This is a genomic window from Pseudomonas sp. 05N433 (assembly GCF_056396925.1).
On the sequence record NZ_JBFTML010000032.1, the window covers coordinates 37,976 to 56,950 of the forward strand.

Here is an 18,975-nt window from a genome sequence, read left to right on the forward strand (position 1 = left end):
TCCACCCGATCGGGTGAGCAGTCAAAAGATCTACTTCACGTTAGCGACCACCCGGTGCAAGTCAAGGAGCGCCATCAGAACACCGACCAGCCAATCCGCTGACTCAACAACTCCAGCGCCGCCATGCCCGCGAGCGAGTTACCGGCGGCATTCAATTCCGGTGACCAGACGCACACCGTGAATTGCCCCGGCACCACCGCGACGATGCCCCCGCCCACGCCGCTCTTGCCCGGCAGACCGACGCGATAGGCAAAGTTGCCCGCTTCGTCGTACAGCCCGCTGGTGGCCATGATCGAGTTGACTTGTTGGGTCTGGCGGGCGCTGAGGATCTGTGCGCCGCTGTGTTTGCAGAAGCCGTCGTTGGCCAGGAAGCAGAACGCCCGGGCGAGGTCCACGCAACTCATGCGCAGCGCGCAATGGCTGAAGTAGCTGCGCAGCACCGCCTCGACATCGTTATGGAAGTTGCCGAACGACTGCATCAGATACGCCATGGCCGCGTTACGCGCGCGGTGCTGGTATTCGGATTCGGCGACCTTGCCGTCCACCATGATGTTCGGGTTGCCGGACAAGCGCCGGACAAAATCGCGCATCGACAATGCCGGCGCGGCAAAGCGCGATTGATTGATGTCGCAGATCACCAGCGCACCGGCATTGATGAAGGGATTGCGCGGGCGCCCGCGCTCGAATTCCAGTTGCACCAGCGAGTTGAACGGCTGGCCGGATGGCTCGTGGCCCAGGCGTTCCCAAATCGCTTCGCCGGAGTGTTCGATGGCCTGCACCAGGCTGAACACCTTGGAAATACTCTGCACCGAGAACGGCGTGTCGGCGTCCCCCGCGCAAAACAACTCGCCATCATTGCCATACACGGCAATGCCCAATTGATTGCCCGGTACCTCGCCGAGGGCGGGAATGTAGTCAGCCACTTTGCCCTGACCGATCAACGGTCGGACTGCGTCAAGGATCTCGTTCAACAGCGCTTGCATGCCGGGTTCCGAAGTCTCGCCCCATGGGATTGCGGGGACACTGTCGCTAGACGCCGCTGGGCGGCGCTGAATCACAGTTTTGTATGGGAATGTATCTTTCACCACCCGGGATACACCAACTTGCACCGGGGGGCCTTTCAGACATATCGCCAATACAGCTGATTGCAACACTTCTGTCGTCCGCTGACCACCGGCAAACCGGGTCGGCCCTTGCTCAGGAGTGTTGTCATGATGACCCAAGTCCCCCGTTACCATGGCTGGTCGCTGTTTGGCCTGCTGGCCATGCTGGTGCTGTTGATGACCGGCCTGATTCTGCTGCTCAACCCCGATCTGGTGGAAGCCACCCGCAGCGCCATTCGCGCCACCGCACGCACTTCGTTTGCGCTGTTTCTCGCCGCGTTCACTGCATCGGCCCTGGCGGTGCTGGTGCCCTCGCCTTTCAGCCACTCGCTGGTGCGTGAACGACGCTTCATCGGCCTGGCCTTCGCGTTTTCCCATCTGGTCCACGCCATTCTGATCTACAGCTACGGCCAACTGAACCCCGAGTTCTGGCCCGGTCGCACCACCGTCGGCAATATTCCGGGTTCGGTCGGTTACCTGTTCATTCTGTTGATGGCATTGACCTCATTCAAAACCACGGCGCGCCTGATCGGCCCCAAAGCCTGGAAAACCCTGCACACCTGCGGCATGTGGGTGATCGCGGCGGTGTTCGCCTTTTCCAACTTCAAACGCATCCCCCTGAGCGCCTGGTACGTCCTGCCGTTCGGCCTGATGTTTTCGGCGATTGTCATTCGGCTGCTGGGCACGATTGCGCAGAAGTACAAACGTAGCCTGCCCCGCGCCTATCCCCTGACCAACAACACCCCGTAGCAGCTCTGCGCTCGCTGTAGCAGCTGTCGAGCCTGCGAGGCAGCTGCTACAGCGGCTACGGGTGATTGCCTGCCAACGATCAAACTCACGGAGATCAAACCCATGAACACTTCCCTTTCATCAGCCGTCAAAGGCCTGCACCTGAACCTCGACCGCGTCGGCAACTGGATCGCGCCCCTCACCCTGCGGCTGTTTCTGGCCTGGGAGTTTTTCGAGTCTGGCCTGGAAAAATGGAACGGCCAGAACTGGTTCGCCGACATCCAGGACCGCTTCCCGTTTCCCTTCAACCACGTTCCCGCCACGCTGAACTGGGAACTGGCGATGTGGGCCGAGCTGATCTGCGCCCTCACCCTGCTGGCAGGCCTCGGGACACGGCTCTCGGCGATTATTCTGGTGGTGGTCACGGTCGTCGCGACCGCTGCCGTCCACTGGCCGGCCGATTGGTCTACATTGAGTGAACTTGCCCAGGGTTATGCCATCAGCAACAAAGGCCACGGCAACTTCAAGCTGCCGTTGATCTACCTCGCAGCCCTCATGCCGTTGTTGTTCTCGGGGGCCGGCAAACTCAGCATGGACGCGTTGTTGGCTCGACTCTTCTGGCGGCGCAGTCACCGCTGAGGCGCCAGCGTCTCGATACCCCATCCAACTTATGCAAAGGAGCCATCATGAGCGTAACCAGCCAATGGATCGAAATCAGCAGCCCCGAAGGCACCTTCGGCGCTTACCTGGCCATCCCCCACACCCGTAAAGGGCCGGGGATCGTGCTGATTCAGGAAATCTTCGGGGTCAACGAGCACATCCGCTCGGTCGCCGAGCAATACGCCGCCGATGGCTATCTGGTCATAGCGCCGGATCTGTTCTGGCGCCACGGCCACCGTATCGAACTGGGCTACGACGAAGCCGGCTGGAAACGCGCCGTCGAATTGATGAACGCCACCGACCGCTATAAAGCCCAGGCTGACATCAAACTGGCCATCGATACCCTGAAGACGCATACCGGGCTCGACGGCAGGATCGCCTCCATCGGTTACTGCTTCGGCGGCATGCTGTCGTACAACACCGCAGCCAACGGTTTCGTCGACGTGGCGATCGCCTATTACGGCGGCGGCATTCAGAACCAACTGGATCGGGCCAGTGAAATCAAGGTGCCGCTGCTGATGCACTTTGGCGAACAGGATAGCCACATCCCCATCGACGCCGTGAAGCAAATCGCCGAGCGTTTCGAGTTCAACGACGATGTCGATATCGAGGTGTATCCGGGGGCCGAACATGGTTTCAACTGCTCGCACCGTGACAGCTACAACCAACGGGCGGCGGCCGAGGCGCATGGCAATACGTTGATCTTTTTAAGTCAGAACCTTTGATAGCCGAGGTTGGCGCTATCAATACTCGATGAGTATTCAGCCCGGAAACCAGCATGGACAACCTAGCAAAACCCAGACCAGCCTCACTGCGTATCCCCTCCACGGTCTGGGCCCTGGGTTTTGTCAGCCTGTTCATGGACCTTTCGTCAGAGCTGGTGCACAGCCTGTTGCCGGTATTTCTGGTCACCACTTTAGGCGCTAGCGCACTGACCGTCGGGGTGATCGAGGGCATCGCCGAGGCGACGGCGATGGTGGTCAAGATATTCTCCGGCGCCATCAGCGACTTTATCGGCCGGCGTAAAGGCCTGCTGTTGATGGGCTACGGTCTGGCGGCGTTGTCGAAGCCGCTGTTTCCCCTCGCGCACTCGGTTGATGTGGTATTTACCGCGCGCTTTCTGGATCGCATCGGCAAAGGCATTCGTGGCGCGCCGCGCGATGCGCTGGTCGCCGATGTCGCCCCCGCCGAAATCCGTGGTGCCTGCTTCGGCTTACGCCAGTCGATGGACACCGTGGGGGCGATTCTGGGTCCGGTTCTGGCGATCGTGCTGATGCTCTGGCTCGGGCAGATCCATCTGGTGTTGTGGTTTGCGGTGATCCCGGCGGTGATATCGGTGGCGCTGATTGTCGGTGGAGTCAAAGAACCAACCGATGTCGCCGGGAAACACACCTTTCGCTCGCCTATCCACTGGAAGGTTCTGCGGGAGTTTTCCCGGGGTTACTGGTGGGTAGTGATCGTCGGCGGGCTCTTCACGCTGGCCCGTTTCAGCGAGGCCTTTCTGGTCTTGAAAGCGCAGCAGACAGGCCTGACGGCCACTTGGGTGCCAATGGTGATGGTGGTCATGTCGCTGCTGTATGCGGTGTCGGCCTACCCTGCCGGCTGGTTGTCCGACCGGATCAGCCGCACCAAGTTGCTGTGTGTCGGCATGGGGCTGCTGATCCTGGCGGACCTGCTGCTGGCGCAAGCGGATTCAATCATGACCATGCTGGCGGGCGTAGCCCTGTGGGGCCTGCACATGGGCTTCAGCCAGGGCATTCTCGCGACGCTGATCGCCGACACTGCACCCGAGCATCTCAGGGGCACGGCCTTCGGCCTGTTCAATCTGATCAGCGGCGTGTGCCTGTTGATCGCCAGCGTACTGGCTGGCGCGCTATGGGAAACCTCGGGCTCCGCCAGCACTTTCATCGCCGGGGCGGTGCTGGCGGCTGCGGCGTTGGCGTTGCTCCTGTTGCGCAAGTCCTAGTCCTCGATCGCGGTGAACCCGCGTTGCAAATCCTCGATCAACGCGTCGACATCTTCCAGGCCAATGTGCAACCGCAGCACCGGGTTCAATGCGCGATCTGCCGCACTGTTGCGATCCTGGGTGTCGGCGACGGTGACCAGGCTTTCATAGCCGCCCCAGGACGCGCCCAGACCAAACACTTGCAACGCATCGATGAAGCGCTCTACATACGTAGCGTCGGCATCACGCAGTTCGAAGGACAGTAAGCCGTTACTGCCCGTGAAGTCCCGTCGCCACAGGGCATGATGGGGATGATCGGCCAGCGCCGGATGGAACACCCGTTTCACCTGCGGTTGCGCTTGTAGCCAATGAGCGATTTCCAGGGCCTGGCGTTCGTGCACCTCCAGGCGTGGCGCCAGGGTTCGGGCGCCGCGCAGCACCAGCCAGGCGTCGTCAGGGCTGACGGCGCTGCCAAAGGTGTCGCTCATGGACGCCAGCGGCTGCCAGACTTCTTGCCGGGTACAGACGCTGCCCATGACCACATCGCTGTGGCCGCACAGGTACTTGGTCAACGCCATGATCGAGATGTCCGCGCCCAGCGTCAGCGGCCGGTACAGGTAGCCCGAACCCCAGGTGTTATCGACGGCCAGCAGGATGCCCCGTGGTTTGCACAGTGCGGCGATGGCCGGCAGGTCGCTGAGTTCATACAGCAGCGAGCCGGGCACTTCGGTGTAGACCATTTTTGTATTGGCTTGCAGTTGCCCTTGCAGGCCGCTGCCGTCAGGCGCGAAGTAGCCGACCTGGATGCCGAACGGCCCAAGCAGCTCCCGAGCCAGACGCCGCACGGGCGCATACACCGCGTCGGTGATCAGCACATGATCGCCGGGCCGCAGGTAGGCCAGGAACGTCTGCGCCACCGCCGCCAGCCCGGTGCCAAACAAGCGGGTGCGATAACCGCCTTCCAGCTCCGTCACCAGGTCTTCCAAGGCAAAAGCGGTCGGATTGCCCCGAGCGCCATAGCTCAGCACCCGCTCCCGGTCACGGCGAGCACGGGCATCGCGCATCTGCGCCAGGTTGTCGAACAGCACCGTGCTCAAACGAGTGACGGGCACGTTGACACCTCGACTGCCACTGCCCTTTTCGGTACGCGCCGCCTGCACTAGACGGGTACGCACCCGCGCATCACGAGTCGCTTGAGACGGCGCGCGCAGCGGTTTCAGGCTGGCGATTTCGTCTGCGCTCATTTGCGCCAACAGGCCGATTTCCCAAGCCAGGTACTGACGAGCCGCGTCTTTGTTACCGGCGTGGCGATCATGGGTAAAGAACAGAAAATCGATGCACTGCTGATCCGGCGGCGTGTTGGCATCCTCTTGCAACGCAAAACCCGCCTCGCGCCAGGCGTCAACGCCGCCGCTCAACAGCCGGGTTTGCGCACGTTGAACATCGGGTAATTCCAGCGCCGCGAACGCTGCCAGCTGCGGGTCATCGGCCAGCAACACCAGGGGTCGCTGTTCACCGGCCACTTCACTTGCCAGCAACGAACGAATCGACCAGCGCGAGCCGGCGATATGACCTTTGCGGAAGGTCATGCTCGGGCGCAGGTCAATCAATGCCACCGCGTCATCCTTCAACGCATCGGCCAGGGCTTGCGCGGTGGTCACGGGCAATGTTTCGTGAACGGATACCTCAAGCGCGGGCAATGCCAGACCGCTACTCACCCCACCTTCCAGCACATAAGCTTCATGCCCCAACTGCCGAAGCCAACTGGCAACGATCGGCGCCCGTATGCCATCGCTGTCGATCAGCACCAACCGCGCCTGACGCACGCCGATATACAGGTCGGTAGACTGAATCAACTGTCCGCCCGGCGTGTGTTGCGCACCGGGCAAACTGCCGGCGACAAACTCCTCGGCGGTGCGCACATCGCACAGAAACAAACTGCGTGCGGCCTCCTCGGCCCACTGCTCGACCTGCGCCGCCGTAACGGTGTTTACCCCGGCCCGTGCGGCCAGTTGTACCGCGGCGAGGCGTTGTTGCGGCAAGGTCTTGGATGACACCTCATCGGCATAGCGGCGGGTGCTGCCATGTTCCAGCCGGAAATCTTCCAGGTACCAGCCCTGCGTACCGTTTTCCAAGGCGTAGACCGGATTCTTCAATCCCAGATTGATCAGGGTCTGGGCGCCAATAATGCTGCGGGTTCGACCGGCACAATTGACCACAATCGGCGTGCTGTCGTCCGGCACCAGATCCTGTACGCGATAGCCCAGCTCGCCGTTCGGGCAGCAGACAGAACCGGGGATGGTCATCTTGCGGTATTCGTCGAACGGCCGACCGTCCAGCACCACCAGAGGCTCGCCCCGGGCTTGCCATTCAGCCAGCTGCCTGGCGGTGACATGCGGTGTATCACTGGCCTCTTCCACCAACTCGCCAAAGGCTTTGGACGGCACATGCACACCCGCGAACAGTTGCAGGCCTGCCGCCTGCCAGGCATCGGCACCGCCGTCGAGAATATGCACGCAGCTGTACCCCAGCGCCTGCAAACGCCGAGCAGAGCGCACCGCGATGTCCCCGCCGTTCTGGTCATAGATCACCAGCCGCACCTGAGGATTCGGCGCCAGGCGTCGGACCTCCAGCTCCAGGCGACTGTAGGGCAGGTTCACCCCGTGAAACAGGTGAGCTTCGCCATATTGGCCATGCTCACGCACGTCAAACAGGGCAATTTCCTGCCCGTCGAACAGCCATTGCTGCAGTTGCCCTGGGGTTACGGTCTGGCTCATGTGTAGGCCTTGATCGACGGCGCCATTTGCGAGGCGTTGTAATTGAGAATGCGCCCGTCGGCCTCGACCCCATAACGGCCATTGAGCGATTCCAGCGGCAAACCGTACAGGTGGAAATGCAGGGTCGGCTGCTCGCCTTCGACACGGATGCCATGCAGGTCTTCACCGAGAAACGAGATCGACGTGCCGGGATGCACGATCACTTCTTTTTCCAGGTGCAACGTGGTGAACCCAGGCTCGCGGCCCTCGTCATCACGGGTGTAGACGTAATTGATTTCCTGACCTTCGATGGCGCTGATGATCGCCCAGGTTTCGTGGTTGTGCGGGATCGTACTTTTACCCGGCAGCAATGAGTTGAGGTACAGCGTCGGCGTGTCGCCATCGTCGTTGAGGCGGTAGCGGAACGCGGTGCTGCCCTGCCCCGGCACGGGCGCCGGGAACGCGTCGAAATTAAACAGATCACGGCGCTCGGCCAGGGTTTCGAGCAAGGCGACGATCTCCGTCAACGCGGCGCGGTCGACGCCACGCTGATGGATGACGCGGATTTTCTTGAGGAAATCCTCGATGACGGCGGCACGGCTATTGGTACTCATGAACAGACTCCTCGGTATTAGACGGACAGGCTGTAGYGGCTCAGGTTACTCAACAGATACGGATCGTTGGCGACACGGGGACGGCGTCCCGGATCGCCCAGGGCGTGACGCAGAAACTCCCGGGTCCGCTCGCTGGTGGGGTGCTGGAAGATCTGCTCGGCACTACCGCGCTCGACGATCACGCCGTTTTCGGTGAAGTAGACGATGTCGCTGATCTCTTCGGCAAAACGCATTTCGTGGGTCACCAGCACGCAGGTCATGCCCTCTTCCGTGAGTTCGCGAATCACCGTAAGCACCTCACCAACGGTTTCCGGGTCGAGGGCAGAAGTCACCTCATCGAACAGAATCAGTTCCGGGCGCATGGCCAACGCCCGGGCAATCGCCACCCGCTGTTGCTGACCGCCGGAGAGTTGCCCCGGATAGGCATCGGCCTTGTGCTCCATGCGCACCTTGGCCAGCAAGGCGCGGGCGTCTTTTTCGGCCTCGGCGCGGTTGCGCCCGAGCACTTTGCGCGGGGCGATTACCAGGTTCTCCAGCACCGACAAATGCGGAAACAGGTTGTACTGCTGGAACACAAACCCCACACGCTTGCGCAATTCGATACGCTGGCTTTCCTGGGCCAGGGTGTGAACCTCGGTGGCGCCGACGCGGATGCTCCCGCGCTGGGGCTGCAACAGGCCGGTGATGCAGCGCAGGATCGTCGACTTGCCGGAGCCGGACGGGCCAATGATCGACACGGCCTGGCCGCGATGCACGTCGAGGTCTATGCCCTTGAGCACCGGGTTGCTGCCAAATGACAGGTGCAGGTCGCGCAGGCTGACCAAGGGTTCGGCGACGGTTTCAGTAGAAGGCATAACGTCGCTCCAGGCGTTGGGTGAGTCGGGAAATCGGGTAGCAGTAAGCAAAGAACAGCACCAGCAGGCTCAGGTAAATCACCACAGTGAAGCCGGTGAGGTTCACCGTGTTGCTGGCGATTTGCGCGGTGTCGATCACGTCATGCACGCCCACCAAAGACGCCAGTGCGGTGCCCATGGTGATCACCGCGTAGAGGTTCATCCACGGCGGCAACATGCGTTTGAAGCACTGCGGCAGGATGATCGAGCGGAAAATCTGCCCGCGAGTGAAAGCCAGGGATCGCGCCGCTTCCCACTGGGTACTGGGGATCGAGGCGACGGCACCACGGAAGATCTCCGCAACATTGGCGCTCGCCGGCAACGCCAGGCCAATCGTGACCTTGACCCAGTCCGGGAACGCGACATAAGCGCTGCCGATGTGGATCTCGAACGGGAACACATAGGTGGTGAAATAGATCAGCACCAGCCACGGCGCGTTGCGAAAAATCTGCACCCAGATCCGCGCCGGCAAGCGCAGCAGCCACAACGGCGACAACGTCAGGGCACCGACCAACAACCCCAGCAACGAGCCCAGCCCGATCGCCACCAGACTGATCAGAATGTTCTGGCCAAACCCGACGACCAAGGCTGGCGACCATTGCAGCAAAGCCTTGAGTACCGGGCTGTGCGGCGCGAAATACACCAGCCAGAGCACGGCCCCCACCAACAGCAGCAACTTGCCGACATGCCGACGCGGCCAGGCCAGCGGCGCGGTGACGGACGATTCAATGGCCATAACCGGGCATCCTCAGGCGCGCTTCGAGCAGGCGCCCCACACAATTGACGGTAAAACTCAGCAGGCCGAAAAACGTCAGGATCAGAATCATCAGCTCCAACACGTTATCGCTCTGGGTCCAGATCATGATCGCCGCGTAGGTGATATCGCCGACGGCGATGGCCGAGGCGACGGCGGTCATTTTCACCAGGTCGATCAGATTGTTGATCAGCGATGGCAAGGCGAAGCGCAAGGCCAGTGGCAGTTGCACATTCCACAACAACTGGCGACTGCTGAACGCCAGCGAACTGGCCGCCTCGATTGTCACTGCCGGCACCGCTTCGATCCCGGCACGCAAGGCTTCGGCATGAAACGCACCTTTGTGCAGCGAAATCACGATCACCACCCAGGCGAACGGCGTCAGCGGGTTGGCCGCGCCAACGGCCTGGGTCAGCAGCATGTTCAGCACCAGAAATGCGCAATACAGCTGCACCAGGGTCGGCGTGTTGCGGGTGACTTCGACAAACACCCGCACAGGTTTTGCCAGCCAGGTTTTACCCGAGGTCAGCATCGCCGCCAAACCGACCCCCGCCAGCAGGCTGCCGACGATGGTGAACAGGCACAGCAGCACCGTGGTCAGCGCGCCCTTCTCCAGGGTTCCGCGCTGATAAGCGTCCAGCAGAAAGCCGTAGTTCAGGCCGAATCCGGCGGCCCAGTGGACGAACAGTTCCATCCGGTGATTCCTTGAGCGACCGCCGAGTTCTTCGACTGCCTGTTGAAAACGATAAGGTGAACCGCTCAGGCGCCGTTGGCCTGGAACTGTTTCTGCAACTCCACCAAGGCCGGTGACGCAGGGGTGATGCGGTTGCGGGCCTGGGCGTCGATCAGCCAGCCGCTGCGGTGCAGTTCCTTGACGATGGGGTCGAGCCGGGCCTGGGTGTCGCGTTCGCCAGGTCGGGTCCAGATCACCGAAGGGGCCGGGTTGAGCTCCGGACTCAGCGCGCGATAGCCCTGCCATTCGGCGTTGTCGGCAATCAGCGGATTGATCAGCGTGGCGTCATGCACTGCCGCGACGCAGTTGTTGCCACGCAGTGCGAGCAAGGATTCCGACGAGCTCTTGAACGCCTTGATCTCCACACCCAGCTCGGTGAGCGGCTTGATGTAGCTGCTGCCCTGGGAGGTGCAGACGGGCTGGCCTTTGAGGTCTTCCCAACGGGTGATCTTGCTGTCCTTGAGCAGCGCCGCGGTACCGCCGACACGGTAGAAAGGCGTTGGCACAAAACCGAGGATCTCACCGCGTTCGGCGGTCCATTCCATGTTGGCGATCAGCAAGTCCACTTTGCCCTGCTGCAAAAACTGCACGCGGTTGGCGGGCAATACCGGCACCAGTTGCACCTCGGCGCCCAACTGCCGACCGAGTTCCTGAGCGAGGTCGACATTCAAGCCCCGTGGTTTCTGAGTACCCGGATCGATACTGCCGAAGGGGCCGCCGGACAGTACGACCCCCACCGTCAGCACATGCCGTTGCTGGATCTTGTCCAGCGTGGCATCAGCCTGAGCCCCGGCACTGGTAGCCAATGAGATCAAGGCGCCCAGCATCACAGGCAACCATCGTTTTACAGGTGAGCGCTCAAGCAACATGGATTTCCCCTCATGGATGATCGGCGTTCCCCGACCTGATGAGGCGGCATCCTAGGTACAGTCCTCAAGTAACGGAAATTCAAATATCTAATATCGTTATAACTTGCTGTGTTTACTCCAAGTAACAACCTTCAAGACACCCGTAATTACTGACACTCCCGACCTGAACACTAAAATATCGCCAAAAACACATAAACAAATGTAATGTTTATGTTTACAGCCTTGATATAAAAATAGCCCCGGAAATGGCCATGCCGACCTCACCCACCCTCGATCTCGAATTACTGCGCACCTTCATTGCCGTGGTCGATCACCACAGTTTTGCCGAGGCCGGCGCGCAACTGGCCCGCACACAATCCTCGGTCACCCAGCACATGCAACGCCTGGAACAACAAGTGGGGGTGAGTCTGTTCGAGAAGCGCGGACGCCAGAAGCAACTGACCGAAGCCGGTTTGCAGTTGTTGCGTCATGCGCGGCAGATGCTTTCGCTCAACGACGATGCGCTGAATTCCCTGCGCGAAAGCAACTTGAGCGGTGTGCTGCGGATCGGCTCGCCCCATGACATCGCCGACACCATCCTGCCGCCGATCCTCAGCCACATCGCCCGCTCGGCCCCGCGCTTGCGCCTGGAGATCGATGTCGGCCGCAGCCCGTTTCTGATGGATGACCTGCACCGGGGCAAGGTCGACATGGTGATCTCTACCCGCGAAGACCCGACGCTCGAAGGCTTCGCCTTGCGCACCTCACCGGTGTGGTGGATCTGCTCGGCACAGTACATTCATACGCCCGAAGAACCCTTGCCGCTGATTCTGGTGGATGAACCGAGTATCTATCGTCGCTACGCCCTGGAAGCGCTGGAGCGCGCGAATATTCCATGGCGCCAGGCGTACCTGGCGTCGAACCTAATTGGCATCAAGGCCGCAACGCGTGCCGGGTTGGGTGTCACGCCCAGAAGCATGGAAATGCTCGGCCCCGATATGCGCGTGCTCGGCGAAAACGATGGCCTGCCACGGCTGCCGGACGTGACCTACCACTTGTGGATTCGGCCCAACACCGTGAACCCGCTGGTGCGTCGGGCCTATGAGTTGATCAGGAGCAGTCGAGGGCTTTGACGCGGCCATTCAGAAGACCCGATCTGCGAGCGGGTCGCGCAGAACCTGCAACGGCTGCGGGGCAAGCGCCATTTGTCCCTCGACGCTCTGGCCCGGCAATGCGGCGTGAGTCGGGCGATGCTGGCGCAGATCGAATCCGGACGCAGCGTGCCGTCGATCAAAGTACTGTGCAAAATTGCCAAAGGCTTGAAGGTTTCGGTGACAGCGCTTCTCGAGCATCGGGCTTTCGAAGGTGTGGCCGTGCTGTCGGCGAGCCAGAGCAAACGCCTGGTCAGCGCCAGTGGCGTCATCAAGAAGACCATCGCGGTGATCGAGCCAGCGGCCATGGGGCATCCGCTGACGATAATTGCTGAGGTCGAGGTCGAGAGTGAGCGGATAGATTTGCTGGATGCCATGAAGCAAAGCTTTGCCGCGTGTCCGCAAGTGCAGCAGCGTTACTACGTCGCGGGCGAGTGGGACTTCGTGCTGATCCTCGCGGTCAGGAGCATGCAGCAGTACACCGACCTGACCCGCGAGTTGCTCTTTGAGAACAATAACGTCAAACGCTTCAAAACCCTTGTTTCGATGAGCACCGTGAAGCTGGGTTTGAATATCCCGTTGGACGTTGAATAGCCTACGGTGCAGGATGCGCAACTATAGCGCTGGGGGGGGCTGCGCCCCATTTCCTCTGTAATTTAACGACGGTATTTCTTTTGTAAAAGATCGATGGCGATCGCTACTGCAAATAAAGCAGCCGCTGCCAAAATCAACATACGAAGATGGTCAGATTGCGTCGAGGTTATATATGAATAAGCCCCGTGATTATTGATCAGGACTTGATGTGTCGCGTCTGGATTTTTCGTGCCCTCCCCCGCATATTGAACAAACAAGCTATTTCGATAAAAAAAGCAGTAAGACACCAGAAGTCCCAGCTAAAAATTTAGAAACCAAAAAAACCATTTTCATGCTCATCACCACGGACATCCAGCCGATCCAGAAACAGCGCTCGTTTGTCCAGCAAAAACCTCCTCACCAGTCTCACCAAATAAATCCTTTCCTGCTTTTCTCAAGCGCTTTCTTTTTTCTCTTTTATTATACCAATCAAAGACCAACCAAGAAAAAAACAGACAACAACCCCTATCGCCGCCGCAACAAGCACGAGAATAGATGAGTTAACTTTATTAGTTGTTGCAACAAGCCTTACCAGCGCAGTAAATGCGACACCACTATAAATACTATTTTGCAAAGTTTTTCTTGGGTTTAATGGTTGCCTTACGATGTAAAATAGCGCCCCAAACATCATTGAAATAACAATTGAGCAGGTAATTATGAGTAGCATCATGTGACCCCATCCTGATTAAAGCAATCATTAAGTGAACTACTGAGACTGAGATGAGCAGGAGGGAACCGCCACCCCCCCGCTTTTGAATAGACAAGCAAATAAGCGCCAATGGCTACTGGGGTCAATCAGGTTGAGTTCACAGGCGATAAAGTATAGATATGATCATTGACGACAGATCTCACGCCAGTGACTTTTAATTTACCACTATCGTAGAAAGTTCTTTCGTCCATGGACTACTCCTACTACTTCTAACGATCCATCTAAAGGCGTTCGTGGCAACTCAATTCAAATAGGCATCATTCTGGGTGATGCTAGTACAGGGCCATCACTCTGTCCAATGACTGCTCTTGGCCCCCGTGACTGGGGGGGACCAACAGGCCTCTTCGTGCGAAAGATTCTGTAACCTCAGCGACCAAGACTATCCGCCAATCTCCTGGCCTGCTGAGTCGCGACCTCACGCGCGCAGAGGTCAACGTCTTCCCCCAGGATGGTCTTCTCTACAGTTACCGAGTGCACATCCGTAACGCCGATAAATTTCAGCCAGGCTTCAACGTAGGGCTTCTGGAAGTCGAAGCGCTCTGCCGGGGTGATCGACTGCGCCGAAAAATCCAGGCCGCGGGCATACATCACCACAGCGGTCTTGTTGTGCAGCATGCCTTCCAGACCGCGCTCCGGGTCGAAGCTGAACAGGATGTCTTTCTGCGACACCAGGTCGATGAAGTGCTTGAGTTTGTACGGGATGCTGAAATTCCACAGTGGCACGGACATCACCAGCACATCCGCGCTGTGCAGATGCGCGGCCAGCGATTTCAAGGTGTTCCAGGCGTCGTCTTGCGCCGGGGTCAAGGACGTGCCGTTGAGTCCGGCGTATTTGGCCTCCATCGCCTGATCATTGAACTCCGGCAACGCCATGGTCCAAAGGTCAAGGGTGATGATTTCGGTGTCCGGGGTGTTTTCCTGATAGCGCGCAATGAAGCTGCGGGCGACTTCAAGGGAGGCCGAGCGCTGTTTGCGCGGGGAACATTCGATATGCAGAAGAGTAGTCATGGCACGCCTCGGGTAATGGGAGATGGGGGGCGGCAAACATTGCAACATAGTTTTATTTGGAATATAAATCGTAAATAAATAAGCCATTAATCACGTATCAAACTATGTTCGATGCTCTGCTACTCAAGACATTTGTCACGGTCGTCGATGAAGAAGGCTTCAGCCGTGCAGCCGAGAAGCTGCACCTGACCCAGTCCGCGGTCAGTGGGCACGTGCGACGACTGGAAGAACAGATTGGTAAACCCCTGTTGAGGCGTACCACCCGTTCCCAGCAACTGACGCCCGATGGCGAACGCCTGGTGGCTTATGCGCGCACGATCCTCGCGCTGAACCGTGATGCCTGGGCAGAACTGACACGCACGCCGTTTCACGGGAGGCTGCGGATCGGGGTATCCGAAGACTTTGTCGAATCGCGATTAATGCGGACTTTTCAGGATTTCGCGGCGCAGTACCCGGGGATGGAGATCGACGTGCAGGTGGGCATTCCGGGCACGTTGCTGGCCTCGATGAAACAAGGGCATCTGGAACTGGTCATCGGCTCTCTGTGCGAAACCAGCGACACGGGGCTGCTGCTATGGCAAGAACCGCTGGTGTGGGCCTGGTCGGCGCAGCCCGTTACCGAGTTACCGACGCCGTTGCCGCTGGCCCTGTTCCCCGAGCCGTGCCCTTATCGCGAGGTGGCCCTGACACAACTGGCTCGGGCGGGGATCGCCCAACGAACGGCGATGTTGTGCAGCAGCACGGCCGGATTGCGAGCCGCGGCGCTTGCTGGCTTCGCGGTAGCGCCCATGCCAGTCAGCCAGTTGGGGCAAGGACTGGCGGTTCTTGGTGCGGAACAAGGATTGCCGGATTTGCCCGATGCGCAGTTTCGGTTGTTCAGCGCTCCTGAAGCGGATCAGGCGATTGTGGCAGCGGTCACTCAACTCATTGTGGAGTATTGCTCTGCGCGCAGRACTTAAGAATCATACCTTGTTGACCCCGTTACTCACTGCTCAGGGAGAGCGCCATGTCTGTAGAAATCCAGCTTTCGGAAAATGCGACCGAAGCAGAGCGACTAGGCATTTTGACCCCATTGCTGGCCCATAACCTGGCCAACGGTGGCGACGACGCCTATGAAACTTTTGCTCTGTTGCTACGAGACGCTGACAGTAACGAAGTTATTGGTGGGCTGTACGGCAAGATCTCTTATCGATGGCTGCTCATCGATCTTGTCAGCGTTCCCGAGTCAATGCGCGGTCAGGGTATCGGAGAACGGCTAATGCGCATGGCTGAAGAAGTCGCGCAGAAAAAACACTGCATTGGTATCTGGTTGGAGACCTTCAGCTTTCAGGCTCCCGGTTTTTATCGAAAACTGGGTTACTCCGAATTCGGACGCTTGGCAGACTATCCACCAGGACATACCCGGCTCTATTACCAGAAGTTGTTGTGCTGACCGCGTTTTCGATCCAGGGCCGTTAGTTGTGCTTTACAGCGGACGGCTATCGGCCAACAGCGAACCTTAACGATGGTGAATCAGTCCTCACCTTCATGCGCTCATTTGCCAACCCGGTGCCGTGCAGCTACTGTCAGCGTTATGAATCAGCCACGAATTGCCTTGACCACGACTACCACGACCGCCAGAGGCGGGTCGTGAGAGGTGTCGTGAGCCAATAACACACGAACTTCAAAGGCCCGCCAGTGATGGATAGGGCCTTTTCTTTTGCCCTTGTGTCGCTGGTCCAAACGCAAGGAAAAGCACTATGTATGCACTGTTGATTCTCGATATGCAGGTTGGGTTGTTTCATGGTCCGGAAAAACCATGGGCTGGCGAAGCGCTGCTAGACACGTTGAATAACCTGTTGAGTAAAGCCCGGCGTGCAGGTGCGCCGATTTTTCTCGCACGCCATATTGGTCCACCTGGTTCGCCTATCGAGTCCGGAAGTCCGTTGACGCAACTGGTGCAGGAACTGGAGCTACAGGGTGACGAAGTGATCTTCGAGAAAAGCCGACCCAACGCCTTCACCAAGACTGCTCTGGCCGATCAGCTACGAGCTTGTGGCGCTCAGGGCGTGGTCATTACCGGAATGAAGACCCAATACTGTGTCGACAGCACCTGCCGCGCTGCACGGGATTTTGGATTCGATGCAGTGCTGATCGCCGATGGCCACACCTGCAACAGCACCCCTGCGCTGAAGGCTGAAGAGATTGTTGCTCATCACAATGCGACTCTGGCAGGACCATTCTGTCGCGTCGTATATGCTGAGGACTGGTGTTTCTAACCGCCATCGACAGACCGGTCCGAGTCAGGACCGATCTGCCCACTTTGGGTCAACAGCAGCCGTCGCCGAGTGGCAACGGTCGTGGCCCGCCCCTATCGCCCCCCCTGCTGCGCCCTCTTCACGCTCACACCTGATCCATAGCCTCGACCACTCCCTGATCCTCACCCAGAAACCCGCCGCTTTGATGCTGCCACAGCCGCGCATAAATCCCGTTCTTCCCGAGCAATTCGGTGTGGGTGCCCTGCTCGATGATGCGTCCGTTGTCCATGACGATGAGCCGGTCCATGGCCGCAATGGTGGACAGTCGATGGGCGATGGCGATCACCGTCTTGCCCTGCATCATTTCATCGAGGCTTTCCTGTATGGCCACTTCGACTTCCGAGTCCAGCGCGCTGGTGGCCTCGTCAAGAAGCAGGATCGGGGCATTCTTGAGCATCACCCGGGCAATCGCGACGCGTTGGCGCTGGCCGCCCGACAGCTTGATGCCGCGCTCACCCACAAGGGTGTCGTAACCGGTATGGCCTTGCCGGTCGCTCAGTTGGCTGATGAACTCGTCGGCCTGGGCATTGGCCGCGGCGCTGYGGATTTGCGCGTCGGTCGCATCGGGGCGGCCGTAGGCGATGTTGTCACGAATGGAACGGTGCAGCAGGGAGGTATCCTGCGTGACCATACCGATGGCGCCGCGCAGGCTGTCTTGCGTCACTTTTGCGATGTTCTGGCCGTCGATGCGGATCTCCCCGCTGTCGACGTCATAAAAGCGCAGCAGCAAGTTGATAAGTGTGGATTTGCCGGCGCCAGAGCGGCCAACCAGACCGATCTTTTCGCCCGGACGGATGTGCAGGCTCAGGCCATCGAGCACCTGACGTTCGCCATTGTAGTTGAAGCTCACCTTATCGAAGGTGACCGCGCCGCCGGAGGTCACGAGCACGCCCGCGTCCGGTGCATCCTGCACCTTTGGGCCCCGGGTAAAGGTTGCCATGCCATCCTGCACGGTGCCGATGCTCTCGAACAGCGAGGTCATTTGCCACATGATCCAGTGCGACATGCCGTTGATACGCAACGCCATGGCGGTGATTGCCGCCACGGCTCCTGCGCCGACCTCACCCTGGTGCCATAGCCACAGGGCATACCCCCCCGCCGCCATGATCAACGCCACCACCAATGCCTGGTTGACGATCTCGAACTGGCTCACCAGACGCATCTGACGAAAGCCGGTTTGTTTGAAATCCTCCATCGCTGCACGCGCGAAATGCGCTTCACGATTGGAGTGGGAGAACAGCTTCACCGTCGTGATGTTCGTGTAGGCGTCTGAGATACGCCCGGTCATCATCGACCGCGCATTGGCCTGCTCCTGCCCGACTTTCCCCAGGCGGGGCACGAAGTACCACATGGCCAGCCCGAACAACACGACCCAGGCAATGAAAGGCAGCATCAGTTTCAGGGCGAAGCCGCCGGCCAGTGCGATGATCGCGATGAAATATACCCCGATCCCGGGTGCGATCTCGATAAGGGTGAATAGCATGTCGCGCACCGCCAGCGCAGTCTGCATCACCTTGGTCGTGACCCGGCCGGAAAACTCATCGGAAAAAAACGAAAGGCTTTGCCGCAGCATCAAGCGATGGAAGTCCCAGCGCAGCCGCAACGGCAAGTTAATCGCCAATATCTGGTGCTGCACCATGGTGCGCAACGCCACCAGCCCGACACTGGCCACCATGATGATGCCCATGCCCCACAACACGCGACTTTCCTGCGCAGCCGCTTCACCGCCTGCCTGCCAGGTCGAGAGCAGGTCCACGACCTGCCCGAGGAAGGAAAACAGCCAGGCTTCGTAAATCGACACACCGGCACTGAGCAGCGCAAACACCAGAATGTAACCGCGGGCACCCCGCGTACAGGCCCACAGGAAGCGAGCCAGGCCGTCGGGTGGCGGTGGTACCTCGTCAGGAGGAAAAGGGTCGAGCCTTCGTTCAAACGCACGAAGCATGGTGTTCTCCAAAACGATCAAGTTGAGGAGATTCTGCCATTGAACGGTTGCTTTGAGGGGGTTGCGAAGTTAGAGGTATGGCGCTTAGGCAGGTCGCTCTGAGGATTGGGCTGCCGGGGGCGGCCTCTTATACGCTGCCAGAGATCCGCTCGGCAGGGATAAATTTGTCGGTATCGAAGGGGGCTGGCCAAGACCGG

19 protein-coding genes are annotated in these 18,975 nt (G+C 59.4%); 9 read left to right on the forward strand and 10 right to left on the reverse strand.

What is annotated here, in order from left to right:
* Positions 1 to 74: 74 nt before the first annotated feature.
* Positions 75 to 983, reverse strand: coding sequence for a glutaminase B (gene glsB / locus AC1DIS_RS17680; protein ID WP_018929762.1), 909 nt, complete (start codon positions 981 to 983; stop codon positions 75 to 77).
* 228 nt (positions 984 to 1,211) lie between these two features.
* Between glsB and AC1DIS_RS17685 the strand changes: the two genes are divergently transcribed.
* The 4 genes from AC1DIS_RS17685 (at position 1,212) to AC1DIS_RS17700 (ending at position 4,458) form a co-directional block, all read left to right on the forward strand.
* The gene (locus AC1DIS_RS17685; RefSeq protein ID WP_086946210.1) at positions 1,212 to 1,853 is read left to right on the forward strand and encodes a ferric reductase-like transmembrane domain-containing protein; all 642 of its coding nucleotides are present in this window, start codon (positions 1,212 to 1,214) and stop codon (positions 1,851 to 1,853) included.
* Positions 1,854 to 1,955: 102 nt separating this feature from the next.
* The gene (locus tag AC1DIS_RS17690) at positions 1,956 to 2,471 is read left to right on the forward strand and encodes an HvfX family Cu-binding RiPP maturation protein (RefSeq protein WP_086946252.1); all 516 of its coding nucleotides are present in this window, start codon (positions 1,956 to 1,958) and stop codon (positions 2,469 to 2,471) included.
* 47 nt (positions 2,472 to 2,518) lie between these two features.
* Complete coding sequence (locus AC1DIS_RS17695) at positions 2,519 to 3,217, forward strand: dienelactone hydrolase family protein (protein ID WP_064618362.1); 699 nt, start codon at positions 2,519 to 2,521, stop codon at positions 3,215 to 3,217.
* Between the two features lie 53 nt (positions 3,218 to 3,270).
* Complete coding sequence (locus AC1DIS_RS17700; protein ID WP_258612259.1) at positions 3,271 to 4,458, forward strand: MFS transporter; 1,188 nt, start codon at positions 3,271 to 3,273, stop codon at positions 4,456 to 4,458.
* On the opposite strand, the gene metC is transcribed toward AC1DIS_RS17700, so the two are convergent.
* From metC to AC1DIS_RS17730, 6 genes are all read right to left on the reverse strand, one after another.
* A complete protein-coding gene (gene metC / locus AC1DIS_RS17705; RefSeq protein WP_477742936.1) occupies positions 4,455 to 7,214 on the reverse strand; it encodes a cystathionine beta-lyase in 2,760 nt (919 codons plus the stop codon). The two genes, AC1DIS_RS17700 and metC, sit on opposite strands and share 4 nt — an antisense overlap.
* Positions 7,211 to 7,807 carry a cysteine dioxygenase family protein gene (locus AC1DIS_RS17710; protein ID WP_477742935.1) on the reverse strand — a complete coding sequence of 199 codons (597 nt, stop codon included), beginning with the start codon at positions 7,805 to 7,807 and terminating at the stop codon, positions 7,211 to 7,213. Before AC1DIS_RS17710 ends, metC begins: the two co-directional genes overlap by 4 nt.
* Before the next feature lie 17 nt (positions 7,808 to 7,824).
* On the reverse strand, positions 7,825 to 8,661 hold the full coding sequence (locus tag AC1DIS_RS17715) for an amino acid ABC transporter ATP-binding protein (protein ID WP_477780995.1): 837 nt from the start codon (positions 8,659 to 8,661) through the stop codon (positions 7,825 to 7,827).
* Positions 8,648 to 9,436 carry an amino acid ABC transporter permease gene (locus AC1DIS_RS17720; RefSeq protein ID WP_111453457.1) on the reverse strand — a complete coding sequence of 263 codons (789 nt, stop codon included), beginning with the start codon at positions 9,434 to 9,436 and terminating at the stop codon, positions 8,648 to 8,650. Before AC1DIS_RS17720 ends, AC1DIS_RS17715 begins: the two co-directional genes overlap by 14 nt.
* Positions 9,426 to 10,148 (reverse strand): amino acid ABC transporter permease, encoded by a 723-nt coding sequence (locus tag AC1DIS_RS17725; RefSeq protein WP_477742932.1) that lies wholly within the window; start codon positions 10,146 to 10,148, stop codon positions 9,426 to 9,428. Before AC1DIS_RS17725 ends, AC1DIS_RS17720 begins: the two co-directional genes overlap by 11 nt.
* A 65-nt stretch (positions 10,149 to 10,213) precedes the next feature.
* Entirely contained in the window at positions 10,214 to 11,056 is an 843-nt protein-coding gene (locus tag AC1DIS_RS17730) for a transporter substrate-binding domain-containing protein (RefSeq protein WP_477742931.1), read from the reverse strand.
* A 251-nt stretch (positions 11,057 to 11,307) separates the two neighbouring features.
* Here AC1DIS_RS17730 and AC1DIS_RS17735 point away from each other — a divergent pair, with 251 nt between their 5' ends.
* Both AC1DIS_RS17735 and AC1DIS_RS17740 read left to right on the forward strand, forming a co-directional pair.
* Positions 11,308 to 12,168, forward strand: a complete 861-nt coding sequence (locus AC1DIS_RS17735) for a LysR substrate-binding domain-containing protein (protein ID WP_018929776.1) — start codon at positions 11,308 to 11,310, stop codon at positions 12,166 to 12,168.
* Positions 12,169 to 12,189: 21 nt separating this feature from the next.
* The gene (locus AC1DIS_RS17740) at positions 12,190 to 12,780 is read left to right on the forward strand and encodes an Lrp/AsnC ligand binding domain-containing protein (protein ID WP_477743225.1); all 591 of its coding nucleotides are present in this window, start codon (positions 12,190 to 12,192) and stop codon (positions 12,778 to 12,780) included.
* Between the two features lie 433 nt (positions 12,781 to 13,213).
* Here AC1DIS_RS17740 and AC1DIS_RS17745 read toward each other — a convergent pair whose 3' ends face one another.
* Together AC1DIS_RS17745 and AC1DIS_RS17750 are read right to left on the reverse strand one after the other, a co-directional pair.
* Complete coding sequence (locus AC1DIS_RS17745; RefSeq protein WP_138867785.1) at positions 13,214 to 13,489, reverse strand: hypothetical protein; 276 nt, start codon at positions 13,487 to 13,489, stop codon at positions 13,214 to 13,216.
* Between the two features lie 405 nt (positions 13,490 to 13,894).
* Positions 13,895 to 14,536, reverse strand: a complete 642-nt coding sequence (locus AC1DIS_RS17750) for an FMN-dependent NADH-azoreductase (protein ID WP_477748731.1) — start codon at positions 14,534 to 14,536, stop codon at positions 13,895 to 13,897.
* A 104-nt stretch (positions 14,537 to 14,640) separates the two neighbouring features.
* Here AC1DIS_RS17750 and AC1DIS_RS17755 point away from each other — a divergent pair, with 104 nt between their 5' ends.
* The 3 genes from AC1DIS_RS17755 (at position 14,641) to AC1DIS_RS17765 (ending at position 16,794) form a co-directional block, all read left to right on the forward strand.
* Positions 14,641 to 15,495, forward strand: coding sequence for a LysR substrate-binding domain-containing protein (locus tag AC1DIS_RS17755; RefSeq protein ID WP_064618384.1), 855 nt, complete (start codon positions 14,641 to 14,643; stop codon positions 15,493 to 15,495).
* Between the two features lie 47 nt (positions 15,496 to 15,542).
* A complete protein-coding gene (locus tag AC1DIS_RS17760) occupies positions 15,543 to 15,968 on the forward strand; it encodes a GNAT family N-acetyltransferase (protein WP_018929784.1) in 426 nt (141 codons plus the stop codon).
* Positions 15,969 to 16,275: 307 nt separating this feature from the next.
* Positions 16,276 to 16,794: a cysteine hydrolase family protein gene (locus AC1DIS_RS17765; protein ID WP_105345673.1), complete on the forward strand. Its 519-nt coding sequence runs from the start codon at positions 16,276 to 16,278 to the stop codon at positions 16,792 to 16,794.
* A gap of 124 nt (positions 16,795 to 16,918) precedes the next feature.
* On the opposite strand, the gene AC1DIS_RS17770 is transcribed toward AC1DIS_RS17765, so the two are convergent.
* Positions 16,919 to 18,778, reverse strand: coding sequence for an ABC transporter ATP-binding protein (locus tag AC1DIS_RS17770; protein WP_477780996.1), 1,860 nt, complete (start codon positions 18,776 to 18,778; stop codon positions 16,919 to 16,921).
* Positions 18,779 to 18,975 lie beyond the last annotated feature (197 nt).

Coding starts and splice junctions, on each gene's coding strand:
- AC1DIS_RS17735 (WP_018929776.1), top strand. CDS start 11,308: ATGCCGACCTCACCCACCCTCGATCTCGAATTACTGCGCACCTTCATT.
- AC1DIS_RS17765 (WP_105345673.1), top strand. CDS start 16,276: ATGTATGCACTGTTGATTCTCGATATGCAGGTTGGGTTGTTTCATGGT.
- AC1DIS_RS17685 (WP_086946210.1), top strand. CDS start 1,212: ATGATGACCCAAGTCCCCCGTTACCATGGCTGGTCGCTGTTTGGCCTG.
- AC1DIS_RS17725 (WP_477742932.1), bottom strand. CDS start 10,148: ATGGAACTGTTCGTCCACTGGGCCGCCGGATTCGGCCTGAACTACGGC.
- AC1DIS_RS17695 (WP_064618362.1), top strand. CDS start 2,519: ATGAGCGTAACCAGCCAATGGATCGAAATCAGCAGCCCCGAAGGCACC.
- metC (WP_477742936.1), bottom strand. CDS start 7,214: ATGAGCCAGACCGTAACCCCAGGGCAACTGCAGCAATGGCTGTTCGAC.
- AC1DIS_RS17745 (WP_138867785.1), bottom strand. CDS start 13,489: ATGATGCTACTCATAATTACCTGCTCAATTGTTATTTCAATGATGTTT.
- AC1DIS_RS17750 (WP_477748731.1), bottom strand. CDS start 14,536: ATGACTACTCTTCTGCATATCGAATGTTCCCCGCGCAAACAGCGCTCG.
- AC1DIS_RS17720 (WP_111453457.1), bottom strand. CDS start 9,436: ATGGCCATTGAATCGTCCGTCACCGCGCCGCTGGCCTGGCCGCGTCGG.
- AC1DIS_RS17710 (WP_477742935.1), bottom strand. CDS start 7,807: ATGAGTACCAATAGCCGTGCCGCCGTCATCGAGGATTTCCTCAAGAAA.
- AC1DIS_RS17730 (WP_477742931.1), bottom strand. CDS start 11,056: ATGTTGCTTGAGCGCTCACCTGTAAAACGATGGTTGCCTGTGATGCTG.
- AC1DIS_RS17690 (WP_086946252.1), top strand. CDS start 1,956: ATGAACACTTCCCTTTCATCAGCCGTCAAAGGCCTGCACCTGAACCTC.
- glsB (WP_018929762.1), bottom strand. CDS start 983: ATGCAAGCGCTGTTGAACGAGATCCTTGACGCAGTCCGACCGTTGATC.
- AC1DIS_RS17760 (WP_018929784.1), top strand. CDS start 15,543: ATGTCTGTAGAAATCCAGCTTTCGGAAAATGCGACCGAAGCAGAGCGA.
- AC1DIS_RS17700 (WP_258612259.1), top strand. CDS start 3,271: ATGGACAACCTAGCAAAACCCAGACCAGCCTCACTGCGTATCCCCTCC.